Here is a 22,016-nt window from a genome sequence, read left to right on the forward strand (position 1 = left end):
GTAATTTTTAGTAGCTTTATCAAAAATATAAAAACCCTTACAATTGACTAAAAGAGACTAAAATTGTAAGATAAAAGAATGAATAAGAAACAATTAAAGACACTAATTAATTCAGGAAAAACATACTATGACGCCGATTTAGACTTGTCTGAATATCGTAACCATGCCCTTTTTGAAAGCCGTCGTTATAATCAAAAAATTAATAACAATGAGGGTTATCATCCAGAAATCTTAGAGAATCTTTTTGAACATTTAGGTAAAAATCCTTATATTGAATCTAATTTTCGCTGTGAATTTGGCTTCAATATAAGAATTGGCGATAATGTCCTCATTAATCATGATATGATTATTTTAGACTGTAATCAGGTCACGATTGGCAATAATGTTTACTTTGGCCCCCGCTGTGGTTTATTTGCTGCCAATCATTCGGAAGATCCAAGTTTAAGAACTGCTGGTGGGGTCTATTCAAAGCCAATTACGGTTGGGAACCAAGTCTGGTTGGGGGCAAATGTCAGCCTTCTTCCTGGTGTAAGCATTGGTGACAATAGTATTATTGGTGCAGGAAGCGTCGTTACCAAAGATATTCCAGAAAATGTGATTGCTGCTGGTAATCCTTGCCAAGTGATTCGTCCAATTCGAACAGAGGATCAAGAATGGATTAAAAAAGATAAATTATTTATTTCAAAATAAAAAAGCTAAAGAGTATTCTTTAGCTTTTTAAATTAATCAACTTTAACAATCCAGCCTTCTGGTGCTTCAACATCACCAAACTGAATGCCAACCAATTCATCATATAAACGTTTAACCGTTGGTCCTACTTCTGTTTCTGAATGGAAAATATAAGAATCTTCTCCATCGTCAATACGACCAATTGGAGAGATAATTGCTGCTGTGCCACAAGCTCCTGCTTCAACAAATTTACCTAAATCTTTGGCATAAACTTCACCCTCAATCGCTTTGAGTCCCAAACGATGTTCAGCTAAATAAAGAAGAGAATATTTAGTAATTGAAGGTAAGATTGATGGACTCAATGGTGTGATAAATTCATTATCGGCTGTAATTCCAAAGAAATTTGCTGCCCCGACTTCTTCAATTTTAGTATGTGTGCTTGGGTCAAGATAAATTGCATCTGCATAGCCTGAAGCTTTGGCACCAACTTCTGCTTGTAAAGAAGCTGCATAATTTCCTCCAACTTTGGCACCACCTGTACCAAGTGGAGCTGCCCTATCATAATCTCTTGAAATTACAAATTTTGAAGGAGCCAATCCGCCTTTAAAATAAGAACCAACCGGCATAGCAAAAACGGTGAAAATATATTCATCAGCAGGTTTCACCCCAATAACGTCACCAACCCCAATCAAAAGTGGACGGAGATAGAGCGTTGCACCCGTTCCGTAAGGAGGCACAAAATCTTCGTTGGCTTTCACCACTTGTTTAACTGCATCAATAAACATTTCAGTTGGAACTTCTGCCATGCAAAGTCGACGCGCCGTATTTTGCAAACGAGCAGCATTTTGGTCAGGACGGAAAAGTTGGATTGAACCATCCTTTGTTCGATAGGCTTTTAATCCTTCAAAACCTTGTTGACCATAATGCAAAGCAGGTGATGATTCACTAATATGAAGTTGATTATCTCCTGTTAGTTCTCCAGCACTCCATTTTCCATCTTTAAAACGAGCGATATAACGAAAAGGTAAGTTCCGATAGCTGAATCCTAAATTTTCCCAGTCTAAATTAATTGCCATAACATCCTCCAAATTTTTTTGTTATAATAGATTATATTATTTTCTGTAACATAAAACAAGAAAATATTCATGAAATTCAGTAAAAGTTCAAACAATTTTTTCAAATATAGTCAATTTCTCTATAAATGAATTTATAAAATTACTGGACAAAGGAGCAAAAATGAACTTATTAAAAACAAACTGGGAAGACTTTGGTTTATTTTTATTAGATAAAGCAATTACAATTTTATTAATTAGTATTCTTTTTTTTATTCTCTATCAAGCCGGCTCTCGTATCGTTAAACGCTTATTTAAAAATTATAGTGAGCAAAAATGGACGGATACTTCGAGAATTTTAACCCTCTCTCGACTGACAACCAGTGCCATCCATTATCTTACAGTTTTTCTTTATATCTATACTGTTCTAGGAGTCATCGGAATTCCTGTTGCAAATATCCTTGCTGGTGCTGGTATTCTCGGAGTTGCTCTAGGTTTTGCTGGGCGAGATTTAGTCGCTGATATTATCAATGGCTTCTTTATTATCGTTGAACATCAAATCAACGTTGGAGATACTGTGGCTTTTGCGGGCCTTGACATCGAAGGGGTAGTAAAAACTGTAGGAATTCGTTCAATTACAGTAATTGGCGCTGATGGCGCAACGACTTTTATTCCTAATCGAAATATTGCTGCCCTCAAAAACTACTCATACAAAGAAAGAACTGTTAATCTTGATGTGCCAGTAACAAGTGAAAATCTGATTGAAAGAAAAAATCAAATTATGGAAGTTAATGCAAATTATCCTCAACTTAAATATTTAGGAATTATCAACATTGAAGACAAACTCTTCTTAAGAACAAGTTTAACTGCCCCATTATCTAAGATTACGCCTTTAAAAATGGAAATTTTAGATAAATATTATGAAAAATAATCACTGACAAACTTATGACTAAATAGAAAAAACAAAATTTATCATCAAAATAAAAGCGATATAGATTAACTATATCGCTTTTATTTTTTCATAAGATGAATATCGGTTTTTTTAGTGAGTAAAGCCATAAGTTTTATTTTCAGGTTCCACATGGTATAGAATATGAGCCTTATTTAAAGCTTCAATTGCTTCTTGCATATCTTGAACATAGTTAAATGCCATATTCATCCCAAAATCTGCTCGAATCACTAAACGTTGAATGATTTCATTTTCCAAATTTTTGGGAAGTGGATAAGCAGGCACTTGCCATCCCTTCATTAATAAACGGTCCGCCAAATCATAAAGATTCCAACCTCGATTTGAATCTTCTTTTAATTTATAGCAGACAATTGGCAATTGTGACCCATCGTTCATAATTTCAAACATTCCAGTTTTTTCAATTTCTTTTGCTAAAAACATGGCTACTTTATGTGTTCTCTCATGAATAGCTTTATATCCATCAAATCCATAACGTACAAAATTATAATATTGACCAATTAATTGAGAGGCACTGTGAGAAAAATTAATGGCCATCGTTGGTAGTTCTCCTCCAAGATAACTTACTTTAAAAATTAATTCTTCTGGTAAATATTTTTTGTCACGCCACAAAACCCAACCTACACCAGGATAAACTAAACCATATTTATGGCCTGAGGTATTGATTGAAATGACATTTTTCAAACGGAAATCCCACTCAAGTTCTGGCTCAACAAAGGGAGCATAAAGTCCTCCTGAAGCAGCATCTACGTGAATATAAACTTTATAGTCTGTCTGTTTATTATATTCTTCAATCAAATTATCCAAAGCTTTGATATCATCATAACGACCAGTATAAGTAATCCCCATAATACCAACTACCCCAATCGTGTACTCATCAACATAATCCATCACCTTGTCCAAATTGATTGACATATGTTCTTTATCCATTGGCACTTCTCGCATTTCAATATCCCAATAAACACAGAATTTTTCCCAGCAAACTTGATAACCAGATGAAATAACTAAGTTTGGCTTTTTCGCATTAATATCTAATCCCAATTTTTCTGCTCGCTTGCGCCAAGAAAACTTCATGGCCATTCCACCAAGCATACAAGCTTCTGAAGAACCAATCGTTGAAGTCCCCATAAATTTTTCTTTTTCACTCGCATTCCAAAGGTCAGCAATCATGTTGACGCAACGGTTTTCAATTTCAGTTGTTCTTGGATATTCCGATTTATCAATTGCATTTTTTTCCAAGGTTTGACTCATTAGTTTGACTGCTTCAGGTTCCATATAAGTTTGACAGAATGTGGCTAAATTTAAACGAGCATTTCCTTCATCTAACATTTCATCTTGAACTAACTGATAGGCCACTCGAGGTTCAATTGATTGTTGAGCTAATTTATATTTAGGCAAATCCACTTGTTCACTTTCTGAACCAAAAATTGGTTCCAAGAACTCTGCTTCATCGCGATTTTCTTTTCCGTATAACATAGGTACATCCTCCAATTTTTTAATGTTTTAAGATATGTTCTTCTTTTTTAATAATATGATGCTCACCACGAGCTGCTGGATAAATCGCGGGGTTCACATCTCTTGCTTTAAAGTGCCTTGGTTCTTCAATAGTATCATGTCCCCTTTTATCATGCAATTCATAAACAATAAATGGCAAGATAGCGGTCACAACAAAACTTATAAGAAGTATCATTTGGTAAGTATGAGTCTCATTTTTCGCAATTGATGCTGGAGGAACAAAGGAAATAAATAGAGCAAAAATTGATAATAAAAATCCAATTCCCGCAATGATTGTTTTTCCAACTTTTTTACCTGGAACATTATAAGTGCGCTTTAAATTTTGTTTTTTATAGATTAAAACAAAGTAACCAATAAAGAATAAGAGATAACCTACCAAATAAATCACTACTGTCAGTGAAATGGCAACTAAGAAAGATAAATTATTTCCTCCTCCTCCAAAAGTTAATACAGCGCCCCAAAGTGTAACAATGATTCCTTGAATCATAACTAGCGGAACGGGGACTTCATGCGTATTTGTTTTACGTAAAAATTTTGGTAATAAGCCTCTTTGTGCTGCTGCAAACATCCCTCTAGAAGGACCAACAACCCATGAACTCACTTCTCCCATAACCCCAAAGGCAATCATTAGTGCAATTACTTTAACTAACCATCCCAAATGATGATTAAAATGTAAGATTAACGTTTGAAAAGTTTGAATTACCCCTGCACTTAATGATAAGTCTTTTTGAGGAATAACCGCTGCTACAGAAAATCCACCTATGGCATCTAAAGAAATAGCTAAAATTACTAATAAAATCATTGCTAAGGGATAATTTCTCTTTGGATTTTCAAGTTCATTAATGTGCGAAGCTGAAGCTTCTACCCCCATATAAGCAAGAATAAAAGAAACAAAAACTACTAAAGTTGATACTTGTGAAAAATCTGGTACAAAAGCATGCTTATTAATTGGTATCTCTATAGGATTACCTCCGATAAAATATGCCGCAGCTAATCCAAACAAGATAATCGATGGAATCACTATTCCAACTACGAAACCAGCTTTTACCAATTTAGCAGTTCTTTGTGTCCCACCTAACTGAGAAAATGTCAATCCCCAAAAAATGATTAGTAAACCAATAAATTTAATCAATGGATCTGTATTAAGTGCCTGAAAATTTAACACATAAGAGAGGGCCCCTAAAATGAAATAGATCATAGTGACAAAGCCAACTGTAATTTGGAACCACTGAAAAAATATGGCTGCAAAACCAAAGCGCTCCCCTAAAGTTTGGCTCACCCAACTAAAAATTCCACCATTTTTCCAACCTTCAACCGTCGCCATTTCTGCTGCACAGAGCGCTACGGGCAAAAACCAGAGTAGTCCTCCGAGAAGTAAAAAGAACACCAAATGTAATTTTGACGTGGCAAAAGTTGGATACTCATAGACAGTCAAAACCATTGAAGCGGTTAATGCAAAAAAACCGAATAATGATAATTTTTTTTGATTCATCATACCTCCTTATATTTATGATTGAATTTTTTAAAAGACATGTTATATAGCCTCATACAACTCATCTTCATTTTCTAGTATATGCTCCAGAATAAAAAAAATCTCTTTTAAACTGTTGCTTTAAAGCAACAGTTTAAAAGAGACTAAATTGACTTTTTCAAATACTTTTCCATTTTTTTCTGATAGAATTCTTTTATCTTCATTCCTCCAAATTCTTCCAAAGTTTCAAGCGCATAATTTATTTTTTCTTCTCCCACTTCTGCATTTTCAAAATTAAAAATAATGATACCTCTGGCAAGATGTCTTAATACTTCAGAATATAAATCGACACCTACAGTTCGATATTTTTTAGTTATTTCTAAAATATTTTCGGCTTTTGCTCTTTCTCCATTAGCCGCGTATATCGCAACGCTTTTATAGGCTATTTGCAATAGTCTCCTTCTATATTTTAAGACTCTACAGTAATTTTCACATCTTTTGTCAAAGTTAAAAAGCAACAATTCTAATTGATTGACATTGAGATAATCAGATACAAAATAGAATAAAGTTAGTTCAAAATATCCCCACTCTTCAATATTACAAAGATAAGTTTCAATTTCCTTAACTTCTGTCTGACTAATAGTCCCAAGCTTCGTTTTAACGGTAATCGTCAGTAAATGATTCCCTGTTTCTTTAACCTCAGAATATAACTCTTTTATTTTATCTCGATTTTGACTAAATTCAGCTTTTTCCAATTCTAATATAAAAAATTCTTGGAAATTCGGCATATAATTATTTACTATCAATTCGTACTCAGCTAATGGCACTTGCATTTCTTCTAACATCAAATCTATGCGCTCAAAACTCATCATACACTTTCCATGTTCAAATCTAGATATATTTGAACGGTCTATTCCTAATTTACTAAAGTATGATAATCCTAAATTCTTTTGGTTTCGTAACTTTTTAAAACAATCTCCATATTTTTTATACATTCTCAACATCCCCCAAACTATTATTTTTATTGTTTTTCAAGATTTATAACAGTTCATTGGCTATACTCTTTAATCAGTATGTCAATGTAGCTGTTATTTCTGGATTTAAGAAATTACGCAATTGAGATTATAACTTATTTAGGACTTAATCGTCAAATTTATACCAGTTCATACAAAAAGTATATCTTACATAATTTATAATAAAAAACATTTATATTACTTTATATTTCTCTTAGGCTATTAATGAAAACAGTGTGAAAGCTTATACTGGGCTCATCATCTGCTCTATTAGAATTTTGATATAAGTCTTTTGTTAAAATAATTATTATTAAAAAATATTGGAAATTATAACAGATGTAACTATACCAATTTAAAATATTTTATTAGTAACTAATTCTATAAAAACTCTCTTTATTTATTATGTCATTTAGGTTAATATAAAATTAGTTTTTTATTAAAAAAGGAATAGTCTAAATAATTACTGACAGACCTGTCATCAAAAAAACGTGAACAGATAACGTTCACGTTTTACATATTTTTACTGACAGAATCTACGATTTAAAATTGACTATTGTTTTAATCGGCTCATAGGACTTGCGATGAATTCTTGTGATACCATATTTTGTTAGAGCTTCAAGATGTTTTGCTGTTCCATAACCTGCATTATGTTCAAAATCATACTCAGGAAATTCAAGAGCAAACTCTTTCATCATTTCATCACGAGTTACTTTAGCAACAATTGAAGCCGCCGCAATCGAGGCTGAACGAGCATCTCCGTGAATAATTTTTGTCTGTGCAATAGGTAAATCCAAAACCATAGCATCAATTAAGAGGTGTTCAGGTTTAACAGATAATTTTGATACTGCCTGAATCATTGCAATTTTTGTTGCCTCATAAATATTTACTTCATCAATTTTTTCCGCATCAACAATCCCAATTCCTATTGCTAAAGCTTTTTCTTGAATTTCAGATAGAATAGCATGATGTTTTGATTTTGGCACTTTTTTACTATCATTTAAACCCCGAATTTTACAATTATTAGGTAAAATGACTGCCGCAGTCACTACAGGACCAGCAAGTGGTCCACGACCAACTTCATCAATACCTGCAATTAATTGAATTCCTTGACCGTAAAGTTCTTTCTCAAATTCCAACATTTGTTCCAAACGAGCCTCTTCTGCTAGCTCTGCTAAAATTTGTTTTTTCCTACTTTTAAGAGCTGCTTGAACCCCAGCCCGTTCATCTGCTTCATAGTCTAAGAATTCTTTTGCTGACAAGTCTGTCAGTTTGGCTAAGGTCGCTTTAATTTCTTTAATGGTTTGTCCCATTTTACTCACCAACTCTCAAAAATTACTGACAGCTTTTCTGTCAGTAATTTTACATAATATTATTTATGTTATTGATACTGAAAATCTGTCAGTAATCACACAATCATAAAATCAAAGTCCGTCAACTCCGACTTCGTCCAAACAGAACAAGCCCAGTTTTCCATCTCGAACATCTTTGACAAACATATTATAGAAACGATCATAATCATCACGGAAACCAAATCTTGCGGTCAGCTCCATAATTAAGTCTGGAATTTCAAGCTCCAAATCTTCTTCTGTCATTCGATATCGTTTCATTGTGACTGTTCGATAATTCTTCAAAAAATAATTTAATCCAAAAATTGTTACCTCATCCATTGGCAATAAATCATCCTTAATTGCCCCAGTCAAAGCTAATTTTAAACCAACAAGTTGATCTTCAAATTTTGGCCAAAGAATACCTGGTGTGTCCAATAATTCTAATTCTTTATTGGTTCGAATCCATTGTTGACCCTTAGTTACCCCTGGACGGTTCCCAGTCACTGCAACTTTTTTACCTGCTAAGCGATTCATCAAAGTTGACTTCCCTGCATTCGGAATTCCGATAATCATTGTTCGCAAAGTAGTATGAGCAATGCCGCGCTCCTTATCATGAGCGACCTTATCAGCCATCAATTTTTTAGCAGCAACAGTTAATCTTTTTGCTGTATATTCTTCTTTAGAATTAATGGCTAAAGTTACAAAACCTTGTTCATCAAAATATTCGATCCATTGTGCTACTGCATTAGAATCAGCTAAATCAGCTTTATTTAAAGCAATAATTCTTGGTTTATCTCCAATAATTTGCCCCAACATCGGATTACGTGAAGAAATAGGGAGACGAGCATCAACCAATTCAATCACAAAATCAACATATTTTAAATTTTCTTGCACCTGACGACGTGCTTTGGACATATGCCCAGGAAACCATTGTATCACCATATTAATACTCCTCAAATCAACTGTAATCTCTACAGCTTTTATATATTTATAATTTCACATTCAGATAAGAATCAAGACTTAGCTGAGTTTTTATTCTACTAAAAGAATACAAATTTGAATTCTAATTTTTGCCCTCTTTTAAACCCAAAAGAATATAAAAAATGGACAAAGATTACCTTATCCATTTTAGCATTTTTCAACTTTTTTTGTAATCCTCAATTTTCAGGATTCAGATTTTCCGATTTTTAATAAATCAAGACCCAAAGTTAATTCTCTTAAGACCTTTTTAAAAACCTCTACGGAGAAAGAGGGTGATGTTGTCAAAGTTAAGAAAGTTTCTCCCCGATCAGTAATTGTGTAGTCTGTATCATAAAAACCATTCTTTTTATAGAATTTTAGACGTTTTACTCTCTGTTCATAATTATCTGCACTCGGATCAAGTCTCTCAATGTTCAAAGTAATATTTTTACCTGAAAATTTTTCTTTTAAAGTTTCTAAAATCGCTGAACCATAACCTTTAGACTGAACCTGATTATTAACTGCTAAATATAAAACAAAAGTCATCTCTTCATGACTCACAAGGTAAGAAACACCACAAAATTCATCGTTTTGATAGTAAGCCCAGAAATGTACATTTTTCTTCAAGGCCCAAAGTTTTAGCAGCCAAATTGGATATTGTTCTTCTTTAGGAAAAGAATTTTTAACTAAATCTATGACTTGACGATATTCCGGTAAAGTTTTAGATACATTTTTTATTTCTAAATTCATTATTTCTCCTCTACTTTAAGGGTAATATATCGATTATATCAAAAAAGATTTAGAGGTCATAATGAAGTCCTTTTACTATTAGTATAAAATATCTAATCTAGTCTTATAAGCCAATTCTTTAATGTTTGAAAGATTGATTCTTGCTGTTGAAGATTAGAAATTGACGCCTTTTTATCTCCTTTTTGAAAACCATAGCTCCCAAATCCACTATGGTTTCCACCTTCTATAGTAATATACTTCGTTTGTTGTGGAAGATATTGTTTCGCCTTTTGATATGATGACCAGTTTAGGACCCCATCTTGAGAACCAACTATAGATAATATTCCTCCATTAAAATTAGTTAGACTTCCTTTTTTATCAGGATAACTAGCTAAAAAGAAAACTCCTTTTAATGATGAATCAGATATTCTTTTTTCTGCAAACCGACTTGCAATTACCCCACCTAATGAATGGCCACCGACCACATAATTATTGATTTTATTCGTTTTAATAATTGAGGAAGCTTTATCTGGATTAAACACTGCTAAATTTAAAGGTTCTTTTATTAGATAAACCGTATATCCTGCTTTAGCAAGTTTATTTGCCCAAATACTATAACTCTTATTATCTACTAGAGCCCCCTGATAAAAGATAATGCTTGTTTTTTTAGGATTTCCTTTAAATACAAGGGTATCATTCTGAACTTCAGCTTTTTGTGAAATTTTTAAAGCTTCAGAAGTGGGATGATAGCTATTCGTCTTAAGGTAAAAAAATATAAACGTAGCAATTATCAGTATTACCACTCCCGAAAAACCTAAAATTTTCTTTAACTTACTTTTTTTCATTCTTACTTCATTCTCCATATTGATATTATAATTATTATAACATGACAACAAAAACTAAAACGATTATATATTTATAATAATAAGATAAATAAACATTTTGCATCAATTTGCATTTTTAGCATGTTTTTGATTAAACAATTGCAACTTATTGCTTATTTTAGTACGCTGTGTTATGATAGTTAAAAAGGAGAGAGAATGTTATTAGAAGAAAGACTATCCCAAATTAGCCAAATCATTGATAAAGAAGGCAGTGCCACAATTGATTTTCTAGCTCAAAAACTTGAAGTTTCAAAAGATACAATTAGGAGAGATTTAATAAAGTTAGAATCCAGAAAAAAATTGCATCGAGTTCATGGTGGAGCAATTCCAATCGGCAAAGAGGCTGAGATTTTGAATTATGAAGAACGCTCAAATATTTCCAGCAGTTTAAAGAAAAAAATAGCAAGTAAAATAAAAAATCTCATAAAAGATCATAGCACTCTTATTTTTGATTCATCAACAACCGTCGAAGCTGCTATAAAACAACTTTATAACTTCTCTATCTCAACCATCACAAACTCCCTCACCAATGCAATATTACTTTCGAAGTATGAGAAGGCAACTGTACAACTTCTTCCCGGAAAATTAAACAAGAATCAACTATTCTTGTACGGCGCGGAAACCGTTGAAAAACTCTCTCAATATCAAGTTGATTTTACAATTTTAGGCATTTTCGCTCTTTCTAATAATGGTTTATTTATTCATACTGAAGAGGAAGGCCTCGTCAAAAGAAAAATGATTCAACAAGGAAAGCAAGTCATAGCCTTAGCAGATCATACCAAACTTAATAAAGAAGGATTCTTTAAAATTTGTGATTTAAAAGAAATAGACTATCTCATCACCGATGAAAAAATTGAAGGTGAATTGATGAATAATTTAAATGATAATAATGTGAAAGTGGTGACTATAAATGAATAAAGAAATTGTTTACGAAAAAATAAACGAACCAAAGCTCTTTAATAATGTTCCACCGGTTACACTAACTGACAAAACATTAAAGGACCGAAAAGAAAAGCTTTTAACAATAATGGCTAAAGAACAATACGATGCATTAATTATCTATGCAGACAAAGAACATGGCAGCAATTTTGAATATTTTACTGGATTTATTCCACGTTTTGAGGAAGGATTACTCATTATTGATAAAAATGATAAAGCCACGCTTGTTTTGGGTAATGAGAATTTAAAAATGTCTAAACACTCAAGAATTGAAGCTAACCTTATTCATTACCCTCAATTTTCTTTGCCAAATCAACCCATGGATAACGAAAAAAGTCTAACTCAGATTCTTAAGGAGTTAGAACTTTATAAAAACAAAAAAATTGGCTTGATTGGCTGGAAGATGTTTACAACACAAAATGAAGAGCCTTCAGAATTATTTGATCTTCCCTACTTTATCGTAGACGCAGTAAAGAATTCACTCTCAACAGATACAATTTTAACTAACGCTGCTCAACTCCTCATTGGTCCAAAAGGAATTCGGACGATAAACAATGCAAACGAACTCGCGCATTATGAATATGGAGCTAATCTTGCCTCTCGTTGCATTCTAAATGCCATGAATCAGCTTAAAATAGGAATGAAAGAAAGTGAAATTGGCGCAATACTCTCTGACGAAGGGCAAGCCCATTCTGTAATTACAATTGCAGCTTCTGGAGAAAGATTTAAAAAAGCCAACTTCTATCCAACCTATAAAAAAATAAACTTTGGCGAACCAATTTCAATGACAACAGGTTTCAAAGGAGGCTTGTCTAGTCGAACTGGTTTTTTAATTAATGAAGAAAAAGAATTGCCAGATAATCAAAAGCATTATCTCACTGATCTTGTCATTCCTTATTATAAAGGAGTCGTTTCTTGGCTAGAAAATATTTCCATCGGAATGTTGGGAAATGATTTCTATAAAATGATTGATGAAAATTTGCCAAAAGCAAAGTATAATTGGCATTTAAATCCAGGGCACTATGTCGCTGATGAAGAATGGATGGCCTCTCCTTTCTATAAAAATTCAAAAGTGAAAATTGCTAGTGGAATGATTTTTCAAATTGATATTATTCCATCTGTAGAAGGTTTAGCAGGCGTAAGTGCTGAAGAATGCGTAGCTATTGCTGATCAGTCACTTAAAAATGAACTTAAAAATGAATATCCCGAACTATGGCAAAGAATTATAACACGAAGAAACTACCTCATAAATGAATTAAACATCAATTTAAGTCCAGATGTGCTTCCTTTATCAAATACAGTGGGCTACCTAAGACCTTTCCTCTTAGAAAAGTCGAAAGCCTTGAAAGTCAAATAAAGTTAATACTTATAAAAAAGAAGAATTCTATTCGGCAGAATTCTTCTTTTATTTTCACATAAAACTATCTTTCACCTTTTGAGCAAAAAAAGAATTGACTAATTCTTTTTTTAGAATTAGTACAACATATTTGGGAAGGCATTAAAGTAATCAAAAACATTGATGAAATTATAACGATAAGAAAATCAATAATTATATTTTGTTTCAGATGAATTATAAAACCTAGAATCACAATTAGCACCAATAAACAGAATATCAAAATTATGCCACTTGCTCTTAACCCGACATCACGCCATCTTCTAACAGTCATCGTAATAACTGGGACAAATAAAAACAAATAGATGATTCCAATAATAAAGATTGGTATATTAAGAAATGTACTCTCCATTATTTCTTGAACATTTCCTCCACCTGAAATACTCATTAAAGAACCAAAAATTAAGTAAGATAAAATGACTGTTGGAATGATCGAAAGTATTAATAAACTTAATATGACATACCAAAAATCCAGCCGACTCGTTTTACCTTTAAAATTAAAATATTCTCTAAAAAATTTTTTATAGGCATTGACTAAAACAACTTCTCCAACCATTGCCCCTCCTTTTTTATCAATATTAATTAAAAAAGAGCTAAGAAAACAAAGATCTTATAAAATAATTGTTATAATTAATCTACTTTTCTAAATCGAATAAATAGCACAAGTGAACCAAGTATAAGTAAGAAAGAACCAAACAAAGTAATTTTTTTCATTCCTTGTTCTTTATCACCTGTTTCAGGTAGATTCTTTTCTTTAGAAGTTACAACTGATTCTTTATCTTTAACAGTCTTAGACCCTTTCGTTGTTTCATTCTCCCTAGAGTCTGGATTTACATTATTTTTATCACTAGAATCTGGAATAACTTCTTCTGGTTTATTAGGATTAGCATTTTTCTCATAAACGTAAGTTACTGTTTGAGGGCTATTAGTATATTGGCCAGAGGCATTACCAATTATATTCTTGAAAGTATAACCAGTTAGTTCTTTCTTTTCTGTATGATAAGTTTCACCAATATTCCCTGTCTGAATAACATCACCGAAAAGTGCCTTACCATCTGTATCTATATACTTGACCGTCACTTGACCAAGTAACTTAGCATTTTTCTGATAAATATAAGTTACTGTTTGAGGACTATCCGTAAATTTACCGATTGCATCACCATCCACTTTAATTAAAGAGTATCCTTGGAAACTTAGTTCTTTTGAATTATAGGTTGCTCCTACATAGCCATTTAAAAGCTCTGACGGTGCTAGTTCTTGACCATTTTCATCTTGATACTTAACTGTGACTGGGGCCCCATCATCAACGACATCAAATTGATGTAAATAAGTACCTGAGGATATTGCATAAAACGTATAGCCATCGGGAACTGCATACGTTCCTGCTGGGTTATTTAAACGAGCATTATACTCAAAAGATTTTATTCCTTGATATTCTTCAGGACTAACTGAATTGATAGTGATTCCATTGTCATCTATTTGCAAACGACTGGCTGGAAGTTGAGTTCCATTAAAATCAAAATAAGTATTACTGGCAGAGTTTGAAGTTGAAAAAGGTGGAATATAACCATCAAAATTCGTCATTCGATTAGGCATCATTGAAAATGGAATATAAACACTTTGCTCATCTTCATTATATTTCAAGCTCGATCTTGTCACCGTAGTTGGAGGATCATTTCTTCCAGTATTTTGGCCAAATGCTGCCAAGTCAGACATTATTGGAAAATCTTTGATGACAGTAAAATCTGTGATTCCACAAAATTGAACACTAAGACTCTTTAGATTCGGAAGAACTTTTAATGGCTCAATGTTTGTAATATTCATATTACTATCCATATAAAGTCTTACTAAAGCTTTTAAATTAACAATTTTTGCTAATACAGAATTATCCACACTAGTCCCACCAATTGACAAATTTGTCAAACCCTGACTTGCTGTAAGATTTGGAAAGTTATCGCTGGTTAATGAACTAGTTTGTAGGGTAACAAATGTCAGTTTGGTTAATGATTCTAATGGTGTAAAATCTGTGATTTTGTTATTGACATTAATATAAATTGATGAAAGATTAGTTGCATGTTCAAGTCCAACTAGGCTATAAATATCTACTGAATTTAAAGTTAAATTCGTTAATTTATCCATATCTGTCTGAGTCAGTTCAGCAGTCGTTGCAAGCCCTAAAGTTGATAAAATTGTTTGTTTTAAATTTGGGTCTGGTACAGAGATTGTAGAACTTGCTGCTGCTTTTGGTTCAGCAACCGTTGTTGAGGCAACTACTTCCTCTTTTTGCGCCAATTTTTTTGAATCAGAAGTCAGACTTTCAGAAGGCGCTAAGCTAGTAGTAGAAGAACTTTCTGGTAAGGAAATCGTTGAATTATTTTGGTTTTGATCATTAGTAGAGGATTCCACCGTTTGACTTTCAGATGTAGTTTCAGAAGCATCTTTTTGACTTGTTGGTGCTGTTTGTTCAGTTTCTGTTTCTGTTTCAGTTGCCGAGACACTTAAGGGTGTTAAGGCCAATGGTAAAGACAAACAAAACAGCATAAGATAAAGACTACTCTTATGTTTCCATTTATTTAAATGTATCTTTTTCATAATAACTCCTTGTGTAATGTTTAAGTTACAGCTTATCACACAAGCGTTTTCATGTCAATGCATTTCAAAACTGTTAAAACATATATATTTCAATACTATTTTAGACTATTCATTACATTTAGTACTTCTACCGTTATTAACTTTATCTATTGTTCACTTTACCCCTTTTATTCTTAATGGTAAACTAATTAATTAATTTATTGCAATTTCTAATTTGTAGTAAAAAAAAGTTTCTCAGTTTGCTCCGAAAAACTTTTTTACGATTTAACAACATTTAATTATCTTTATATTACACGCTACTAATGTGCAATCATTTCTTGAGCAATCTCAAAGCCCGTCAACTTTTTCGGATAATAAGTTGGCCAATTTTCTAATTCAGCCAAAACTTTTTCTTGGCTTTCTCCACCATGGAAAATATGAAAATGACTTGTCTTTACGGGGCTAATATTATGATCACTAAATTGAACATATCTAAATTCACCAGCTTTGGAATCATTTGATTCAAATAAATAGCGAACCCCTCGGTTTCCTTTACTATAGTTTAGAATTTTGAAGCCTTTATATTGATATGTATAGCTCTCTTTTACCCCATTTTTAACGAAACTCATCGTTTTATCATCTATTAAAATTTGGTCAACATCCGTTTTATAACCCTTTGTGTAATAATCCTTATAGTCAGCAGCTGACATTTCCTTATTAATTTTTGATTTAAGCTCAAACACTTGGTCTAATGTTCCTTTTTCCAAGAGAGGATAGACAGATTGCCAATTTCCACTATAATCACTTAAGGAACGGTTTTTTACATCAGCATCAGAAAAATAACCATTGGCAACCGTTTTTACTTCTTTACTTTTCTCCTCTGCTTGAATGTCTTTTCCTTCAGTTTCTGTTGTTTTCTTAAGTGCTATTAAATTTTGTTCCATAACTTTGATATAATTCCCACCTTCTGAAAGTTCTTTCTTCGTCAAACTTTCTAATGGATTAAGCACCTCAACGTTTACTTTTGCTTCTTTGGCGAGTGTTTTGGCAAATTTATCATTAGCATTTTTTTCAAAATAAATATACTGAATACTATTAGCTTCAACATATTTTTTTAATTCCCCCAATCTTTTAGCTGAAGGCTCTTTGTCAGGATTTAAACCTGCAATAGACACTTGATTAAGACCATAGTCCAATGCTAAATAGCGGAAAGCAGCATGTTGAGTCACAAAATTTTTCTGCTTAGCATCTTTTAGTTCTTCACTGTATTTCTGATCAAGTTTACTTAATTTTTTAACATATTTTTCAGCATTTTCACTGAAAAGATTAGCTTGTTTAGGATAGAGTTTTTTTAATTGAGCTTCAATTATCTTTACTTCTTTAATCGCCATCTTTGGTGAAAGCCAAGTATGTGGATCATACTCATGATGATGATCACTTTCGTTTTCTGAGTGTTCATGCTCATCATCAGAACCTGGAAGTAAAACAATTTCTCTTGTTCCTTCGATGATCTTGGGCGATTTTTCTCCCAAAGTATTTTTCAACTTTCCTACCCAAGTTTCCATATTATCATTATGATAAACAAAAAGATCTGATTGATTAATTTTCAACATATCTTTTGCTGAAGGCTCATAATCATGAGGCTCTGTACCTGCTGGTACTAATAGTGATACTTCTCCAGCCTCACCCACAACATTCTTTGTGAATTCATAAACGGGATAAAAAGTGGTAACAACTGATAGTTTTGAACTGGCGTTTTTTTCATTTTCTTTTGAATTTGTATTCTGACAAGCAGCTAAAAATATTAAAGCCACTAATCCTAAACATACACTAATAATCCATTTTTTCTTATACTTGATTAAGTTCACTCTTAAAATCCTCCTAAAAATAATCTTCTTTACTCATTTACTCTAGAGATAAATATCAAACCAGTTAGTAGTTGATTAACCGGTTAACTTTATAGTCAAAAAAATATTTAATTTCTATTAAATTTCACTTTTCAAAAGACACCTCCTTATATAGTTAACCAGTTAAGTATATCTAAAGTTTTATAATTTGTCAACCGGTTAAGTAATTTAAGTTTACAAAAAAAGACTTAATTACAAAGTCTTTTTAGATTATTCATTTAATTTCCTCATTGACCTGAAAGCACCTTTTTCAAATTTTCATTGATTACAGAGGTATCTTCAGGATGTTGATTGACTAATTCATTAGATTTAAAGATTGCGGCAGATTCAGGTGATTGAACTGCCTGTTTGATATGAGGATCACTTATCGAATTAATGTAATCTAATTCATCCTGCCACGCCTTTTTTAATTGAACATAGTATATATTTTCTGAGCTTTGTTGCCTACTACTGCTACTAAGTTCTGTTGAACTAGCTTGTTTTGTTTGAGTCTCTTTGGAAGACTCTCTTATCAATTTTGTCATACTTTGACTGCTAACTTTTGATGAACTATTGGTCTTACTGCAAGCCGTAACTGTAAAAAGTATGAGTAGTGAAAGTATCCCAATAAAAAATTTTTTCATTCATCTTTCTCCTATAAATATTTTATTAATTTTTATCTTTCTTAAGTCCTAAAAGTTTCTCCATATTCGTATCAGGTAACAATTTTGCGAGCTCAAATCCTGTATTAATTTTTGAATAAATAGAACAAACTACAAAGATATTTTTGTTAGAAAATTTGACCATTTTTGATTGACCTGATGAGGCTGGAATGTGATGGTGACCATGAATTGCTCCAATAATATTAAAATCTTCGAATAAATCCAATATCCCCCTATGAGCACATTTATAAGATTTGTTATAGGAGCTGCTCTTTGGTGAAAGCATACTTAATTCATTAAATAATGGAGCATGAGAAACAATTACTGTTGGAATTTGTTTATCTTGAGCAAGAAGTCTTTTCAGTTCAATAGCAATAAAATTTTGCAGTTCTTTCTTTCGCTTTACAAGAGCCACTGGTATGGTTAAGCCAATATAACGCACCCCCTCATAAATCACCGATTCATTATTTAATATCTTCATTTTGGGATAATTTTGCGCTAACTCCTCTTTTATGAGTTCATAAAAGGAATTATCACCTATTGGTAATTTTGGCCATGCCTGATCTGGGTCTAAAACTAAATCCTTAAACCATTCTTTTTCTCTAAAATCATCCCATTGACTTTTAGAAAAAACTTTTTGCTCTGAAAGAATACCTGATAGCTCATGATTTCCAACAACATAAATACCTTGTATTTTTGAATCCAAAACTACAGAATCAGAAATATTTCCTACTAAAATATTGAAGTTAGGATTAGAGAAAGGAAGTTTTCCATCCTGACTATTAATATCTGAAATAACATTAATTTTATTATTGTTTTCAGTGGAATGAACATTTTCAAAGTACTGCTCAAGGTCTTTAGGATTTTGACTATGTGCAACATAATTTTTCCGTAAATTCCTCAATTGATTACCCACATTTGATTTCAGTAGTGGTTTGGTCACCACTTCTTTAATAGGTTCAGCAATTTGAATGTTTTCAATTTCTACTTTAAGTGGGGCAGGAAGATTTTCTAAACCAACTTTCAAATCTGACTGACTTGAAAGTGCTAAATTCTTGCTTTGGTCAAGATAAACATTTTCTTTTGTTTGTTCATGGGCAGAATCAAGCAAATGAACATTTTTACCATCCGTTGAAATCGGTAAATTCTGCGTCACTTCAACAACAAATTTCAAGTATTCGGCTAAATAAGGCGAAATTCCAGTTTTTCTATTTTCACTGTGTAAAAATTTTCCAGCCAGATTAGCAGAAAGAGGGCCCGTTTCATCATGTTGCATCAGTCTTCCCAAGACTTGCATTTCAAACAAAGGGTCCATAAAAATTTGTTGATAAGCCTGCTTTACTTCATTGGAATCAAGTGCAACTCTTTGTCCTGTTAATTGAAAAATAGATAAAGCCAAATATTTTTTTAGATTATTTTCATGACTTTCAATATATTTTCTTGTTTCATTTGGATGCAAGATTGCTTGAATAGAGGCTTTCTGTATATAATTCCTTCCTGTATCATAGGGAATTGCAGAGTAGATTAAATCCCCCTTACTCTCAATGGCTAATGATTTGTGATTTAAATTGTAAACTAATTGAAAATACTGGCTCTGATAAATAACTTTATTGACTGAACGACGACGATTTTCTGGATAAAGTTCAAATCGACCTTCTAATAAATTTTGACTGATTTCAAGATTATTTTGTTTAATTTCTATCGCAGTTTCTACGGTTTCTTTTCGCTCTTTAGAAATTTCATTTTTAGCTTTCAAGTCATCTAAACCCTTCTATTTTTTTTAACTAACCTTAATAAATTTAACTCTTTACCATCAGTAAAATTTTATTATATTTAATTAAAGATTATGTCCTGTTTTTATCTAAATCCATTATATCAGATAAGCAATTTAAAAATGTAGGTAAGATCAATCGTATAAACTAAAAAATAGCTAGTATATCATTTAGCTATTTTTTTTAAATCATCGATAAATCTCCCGACCTATTTCATCGGGAATACCTGACATTCGATAAAAATAAGTATTAACTTGGTCTCGCCAATTTCTGGCATTTTCTAATTGTAGCTTCAAGCGTTCAAGCACATTATTATATGTCAGCTCATCAATTTCTCCAATTAATGTCTGCCAACTTTTAAGGTAAGACTCTACTCGCTCAAAGCCTTCAAAATGCTGGTCATAAATGGTCTGAATCAATGTTTTTCCACTTTTTAAAAGTTGTCCATATTCGACATAATGGAAAAAAAGTAGAATTTCATCTGGAGTTTTACTTTTATCTTCAAAAATTTTGGCTACTTCTGGGGCATAAAGACTCGCATAGCCAGTTCCTGTCGCACTTGTTCGATCTATTCCAAGACCATTGCGGTCAGCAAAATGATAGGCTCCCCAACGATCATACTCATACCCATTGACGGAAGGGCCATAGTGATAATGAGGAACCATCATTGAACCCACACCAAGTGGTGCATTGTAGAGTTCATATGTTCGATTAGAATCAATCATGAGCTCAAAAATTTCTTTTCGTACTTCTTCTTTTACTTCTGGAAAAGTCAACGCAATCCATTCTTGCAAAATCTTAGCTGCTGTTAAATCATTGTTCCAACACATTCGACCAAAACCATAAAAATTTGCTTGGGATAGTTTGTTTCCACACCAATTTTCATCCATTCCCACGTTACCAATGGCAACAAAACCTGAGTTTGTCGCTATAGGAGAATTCGCACTGATTGTATCCTTTGGTTGACCGTAGTTATCAAAATGAATCATTTCTAGCCATTGAGGAAGAACATAATTCAGATCAATTTGATGTCCTAAATACTCGGCCGTGATTTGAAATTCCATTAATTGATTAGTCTTTTTAAGTGCTCCAAACAAGGGCATCAAAGGTTCTCTCACTCCAAAATCAATGGGACCAAATTTAATCTGTAAAATTACATTGTCCGCAAAATCACCATCAAGGGGCATAAAGTTTTTATAAGCTGCCTTAGCTCGGTCATTCTTACGATTCCGCCAGTCAGTTTGCGAATTATATACAAAAGTTCGCCAAATGACAAGTCCTCCATATTTTTCAAAAGCCTTAGCAAGCATATTGGCTCCGTCCGCATGATTTCGACCATATTGATAAGGACCAGGTTCACCCTCAGAGTCTGCTTTAACAACAAAACCACCAAAATCAGGAATGACATTATAGATATGGTCAATAGTTTGTTGCCACCATGAAGACACTTTTTCATCCAAGGGATCTGACGTTTCTAGTCCACCAATTAATTTTGGTGCTGCCCAATTAATAGCTAAGAAGGTCTTGAGACCAAAAGTCGCAAAAAGACTAGCAATCTCACCTACTTTTTCAATGTAAGGAGAGATAATCAGGTTTGTTCCCAAAGCTCTAACATTCACATTATTTAGTGAAATTGCGTTAATTCCAATGGAAGCAAGAAAGCGAGCGTACATTTCTAAGCGCGTGAAATCATTACGAAAAATATCTGTTCCAATGTCTTTGACAGCAAAGGATCCTGTGTCTGTGTTATCATTTGAACCAAAGCGACCAAAGAAAATAGATTCACCGGCATAGCCACGTTCAATAGTACCATCCACTTGATCCCAGTGATTAATCATCCGCAAAGCTTGATTAGGTGCTGATTTTTCAGATAATTTGGCCCCTGTTAGTTTTAAACGCAAATAAGCATAAAATCCATAAAGCAAACCAACTGACGAAGCACCAATAATCTCATTTTCTCTGATTTCATAAGCTTCTAAATTATCATTTAGATCACTTTTTACTGACAAGACCACTGTTGCTTTTGACTTTTCTCCTGTCAGTTGACAGCCTAACCATTCACTGATTTCTGAGCGCAAACGAAGCGTGATTTTATCTTCAAATGCCACATCAACATAAAAAATCTCCTCGGCCAGTCCTTCTTTCAAGACTGAAGACTTCAGCCACATTTCATCAATCGTCATTTTCTCCCTTTCTTATCTAAAC

General features: G+C 32.8%; 18 protein-coding genes. 4 read left to right on the forward strand and 14 right to left on the reverse strand.

Translation table 11 applies throughout. The annotated features are described in order from the left end of the window. Nucleotides 1-78 precede the first annotated feature (78 nt). The gene (locus IAE51_RS01760) at nucleotides 79-690 is read left to right on the forward strand and encodes a sugar O-acetyltransferase (protein WP_129881673.1); all 612 of its coding nucleotides are present in this window, start codon (nucleotides 79-81) and stop codon (nucleotides 688-690) included. Nucleotides 691-722: 32 nt separating this feature from the next. Here the strand turns inward: IAE51_RS01760 and IAE51_RS01765 are convergent, their stop codons facing one another. Next, nucleotides 723-1,745 (reverse strand): branched-chain amino acid aminotransferase, encoded by a 1,023-nt coding sequence (locus IAE51_RS01765; RefSeq protein WP_003130182.1) that lies wholly within the window; start codon nucleotides 1,743-1,745, stop codon nucleotides 723-725. Between the two features lie 160 nt (nucleotides 1,746-1,905). Between IAE51_RS01765 and IAE51_RS01770 the strand changes: the two genes are divergently transcribed. Continuing rightward, the gene (locus IAE51_RS01770) at nucleotides 1,906-2,652 is read left to right on the forward strand and encodes a mechanosensitive ion channel family protein (protein WP_003130180.1); all 747 of its coding nucleotides are present in this window, start codon (nucleotides 1,906-1,908) and stop codon (nucleotides 2,650-2,652) included. Nucleotides 2,653-2,763: 111 nt separating this feature from the next. Here IAE51_RS01770 and IAE51_RS01775 read toward each other — a convergent pair whose 3' ends face one another. The 7 genes from IAE51_RS01775 to IAE51_RS01805 all read right to left on the reverse strand — a co-directional run bounded on the left by IAE51_RS01775 (nucleotide 2,764) and on the right by IAE51_RS01805 (nucleotide 10,549). Next, nucleotides 2,764-4,164, reverse strand: coding sequence for a glutamate decarboxylase (locus IAE51_RS01775; protein ID WP_129881674.1), 1,401 nt, complete (start codon nucleotides 4,162-4,164; stop codon nucleotides 2,764-2,766). Nucleotides 4,165-4,183: 19 nt separating this feature from the next. Then, entirely contained in the window at nucleotides 4,184-5,695 is a 1,512-nt protein-coding gene (gene gadC / locus IAE51_RS01780; RefSeq protein WP_129881675.1) for a glutamate:gamma-aminobutyrate antiporter, read from the reverse strand. Nucleotides 5,696-5,838: 143 nt separating this feature from the next. Beyond that, nucleotides 5,839-6,669, reverse strand: a complete 831-nt coding sequence (locus tag IAE51_RS01785; protein ID WP_098383905.1) for an XRE/MutR family transcriptional regulator — start codon at nucleotides 6,667-6,669, stop codon at nucleotides 5,839-5,841. A 551-nt stretch (nucleotides 6,670-7,220) separates the two neighbouring features. After that, a complete protein-coding gene (locus IAE51_RS01790; protein ID WP_200094596.1) occupies nucleotides 7,221-7,997 on the reverse strand; it encodes a ribonuclease HII in 777 nt (258 codons plus the stop codon). A gap of 111 nt (nucleotides 7,998-8,108) precedes the next feature. Further along, entirely contained in the window at nucleotides 8,109-8,957 is an 849-nt protein-coding gene (gene ylqF / locus IAE51_RS01795) for a ribosome biogenesis GTPase YlqF (protein ID WP_081042640.1), read from the reverse strand. 222 nt (nucleotides 8,958-9,179) lie between these two features. Continuing rightward, nucleotides 9,180-9,725, reverse strand: a complete 546-nt coding sequence (locus tag IAE51_RS01800; protein WP_015426521.1) for a GNAT family N-acetyltransferase — start codon at nucleotides 9,723-9,725, stop codon at nucleotides 9,180-9,182. A 92-nt stretch (nucleotides 9,726-9,817) separates the two neighbouring features. Then, nucleotides 9,818-10,549, reverse strand: coding sequence for an alpha/beta hydrolase (locus IAE51_RS01805; protein ID WP_200094598.1), 732 nt, complete (start codon nucleotides 10,547-10,549; stop codon nucleotides 9,818-9,820). A 195-nt stretch (nucleotides 10,550-10,744) separates the two neighbouring features. On the opposite strand from IAE51_RS01805, the gene IAE51_RS01810 reads away from it, so the two are divergent. Continuing rightward, the gene (locus IAE51_RS01810; RefSeq protein WP_195228747.1) at nucleotides 10,745-11,506 is read left to right on the forward strand and encodes a DeoR/GlpR family DNA-binding transcription regulator; all 762 of its coding nucleotides are present in this window, start codon (nucleotides 10,745-10,747) and stop codon (nucleotides 11,504-11,506) included. Next, nucleotides 11,499-12,884: a Xaa-Pro peptidase family protein gene (locus IAE51_RS01815; RefSeq protein ID WP_200094601.1), complete on the forward strand. Its 1,386-nt coding sequence runs from the start codon at nucleotides 11,499-11,501 to the stop codon at nucleotides 12,882-12,884. Before IAE51_RS01810 ends, IAE51_RS01815 begins: the two co-directional genes overlap by 8 nt. Nucleotides 12,885-12,948: 64 nt before the next feature. Here IAE51_RS01815 and IAE51_RS01820 read toward each other — a convergent pair whose 3' ends face one another. From IAE51_RS01820 to IAE51_RS01845, 6 genes are all read right to left on the reverse strand, one after another. Further along, a complete protein-coding gene (locus tag IAE51_RS01820) occupies nucleotides 12,949-13,476 on the reverse strand; it encodes a DUF805 domain-containing protein (protein WP_200094603.1) in 528 nt (175 codons plus the stop codon). A 74-nt stretch (nucleotides 13,477-13,550) separates the two neighbouring features. Beyond that, nucleotides 13,551-15,512, reverse strand: a complete 1,962-nt coding sequence (locus IAE51_RS01825) for a MucBP domain-containing protein (protein ID WP_129881681.1) — start codon at nucleotides 15,510-15,512, stop codon at nucleotides 13,551-13,553. 299 nt (nucleotides 15,513-15,811) lie between these two features. Further along, nucleotides 15,812-17,359 carry a zinc ABC transporter substrate-binding protein AdcA gene (locus tag IAE51_RS01830; protein WP_129881682.1) on the reverse strand — a complete coding sequence of 516 codons (1,548 nt, stop codon included), beginning with the start codon at nucleotides 17,357-17,359 and terminating at the stop codon, nucleotides 15,812-15,814. A gap of 266 nt (nucleotides 17,360-17,625) precedes the next feature. Next, on the reverse strand, nucleotides 17,626-18,021 hold the full coding sequence (locus tag IAE51_RS01835) for a hypothetical protein (RefSeq protein ID WP_129880843.1): 396 nt from the start codon (nucleotides 18,019-18,021) through the stop codon (nucleotides 17,626-17,628). A 25-nt stretch (nucleotides 18,022-18,046) separates the two neighbouring features. After that, entirely contained in the window at nucleotides 18,047-19,795 is a 1,749-nt protein-coding gene (locus IAE51_RS01840) for a metallophosphoesterase (RefSeq protein ID WP_129881683.1), read from the reverse strand. Nucleotides 19,796-19,999: 204 nt separating this feature from the next. Further along, nucleotides 20,000-21,994: an alpha-glucuronidase gene (locus tag IAE51_RS01845; RefSeq protein ID WP_129880844.1), complete on the reverse strand. Its 1,995-nt coding sequence runs from the start codon at nucleotides 21,992-21,994 to the stop codon at nucleotides 20,000-20,002. Between the last annotated feature and the right edge of the window lie 22 nt (nucleotides 21,995-22,016).

This window comes from Lactococcus sp. S64 (assembly GCF_016516525.1).
GTDB lineage: Bacteria > Bacillota > Bacilli > Lactobacillales > Streptococcaceae > Lactococcus > Lactococcus lactis.

Excerpts from the sequence above, each read along its gene's own strand:
- IAE51_RS01760 (WP_129881673.1), top strand. The coding sequence starts at position 79 with ATGAATAAGAAACAATTAAAGACACTAATTAATTCAGGAAAAACATAC.
- IAE51_RS01765 (WP_003130182.1), bottom strand. The coding sequence starts at position 1,745 with ATGGCAATTAATTTAGACTGGGAAAATTTAGGATTCAGCTATCGGAAC.
- IAE51_RS01770 (WP_003130180.1), top strand. The coding sequence starts at position 1,906 with ATGAACTTATTAAAAACAAACTGGGAAGACTTTGGTTTATTTTTATTA.
- IAE51_RS01775 (WP_129881674.1), bottom strand. The coding sequence starts at position 4,164 with ATGTTATACGGAAAAGAAAATCGCGATGAAGCAGAGTTCTTGGAACCA.
- gadC (WP_129881675.1), bottom strand. The coding sequence starts at position 5,695 with ATGAATCAAAAAAAATTATCATTATTCGGTTTTTTTGCATTAACCGCT.
- IAE51_RS01785 (WP_098383905.1), bottom strand. The coding sequence starts at position 6,669 with ATGTATAAAAAATATGGAGATTGTTTTAAAAAGTTACGAAACCAAAAG.
- IAE51_RS01790 (WP_200094596.1), bottom strand. The coding sequence starts at position 7,997 with ATGGGACAAACCATTAAAGAAATTAAAGCGACCTTAGCCAAACTGACA.
- ylqF (WP_081042640.1), bottom strand. The coding sequence starts at position 8,957 with ATGGTGATACAATGGTTTCCTGGGCATATGTCCAAAGCACGTCGTCAG.
- IAE51_RS01800 (WP_015426521.1), bottom strand. The coding sequence starts at position 9,725 with ATGAATTTAGAAATAAAAAATGTATCTAAAACTTTACCGGAATATCGT.
- IAE51_RS01805 (WP_200094598.1), bottom strand. The coding sequence starts at position 10,549 with ATGAAAAAAAGTAAGTTAAAGAAAATTTTAGGTTTTTCGGGAGTGGTA.
- IAE51_RS01810 (WP_195228747.1), top strand. The coding sequence starts at position 10,745 with ATGTTATTAGAAGAAAGACTATCCCAAATTAGCCAAATCATTGATAAA.
- IAE51_RS01815 (WP_200094601.1), top strand. The coding sequence starts at position 11,499 with ATGAATAAAGAAATTGTTTACGAAAAAATAAACGAACCAAAGCTCTTT.
- IAE51_RS01820 (WP_200094603.1), bottom strand. The coding sequence starts at position 13,476 with ATGGTTGGAGAAGTTGTTTTAGTCAATGCCTATAAAAAATTTTTTAGA.
- IAE51_RS01825 (WP_129881681.1), bottom strand. The coding sequence starts at position 15,512 with ATGAAAAAGATACATTTAAATAAATGGAAACATAAGAGTAGTCTTTAT.
- IAE51_RS01835 (WP_129880843.1), bottom strand. The coding sequence starts at position 18,021 with ATGAAAAAATTTTTTATTGGGATACTTTCACTACTCATACTTTTTACA.
- IAE51_RS01845 (WP_129880844.1), bottom strand. The coding sequence starts at position 21,994 with ATGACGATTGATGAAATGTGGCTGAAGTCTTCAGTCTTGAAAGAAGGA.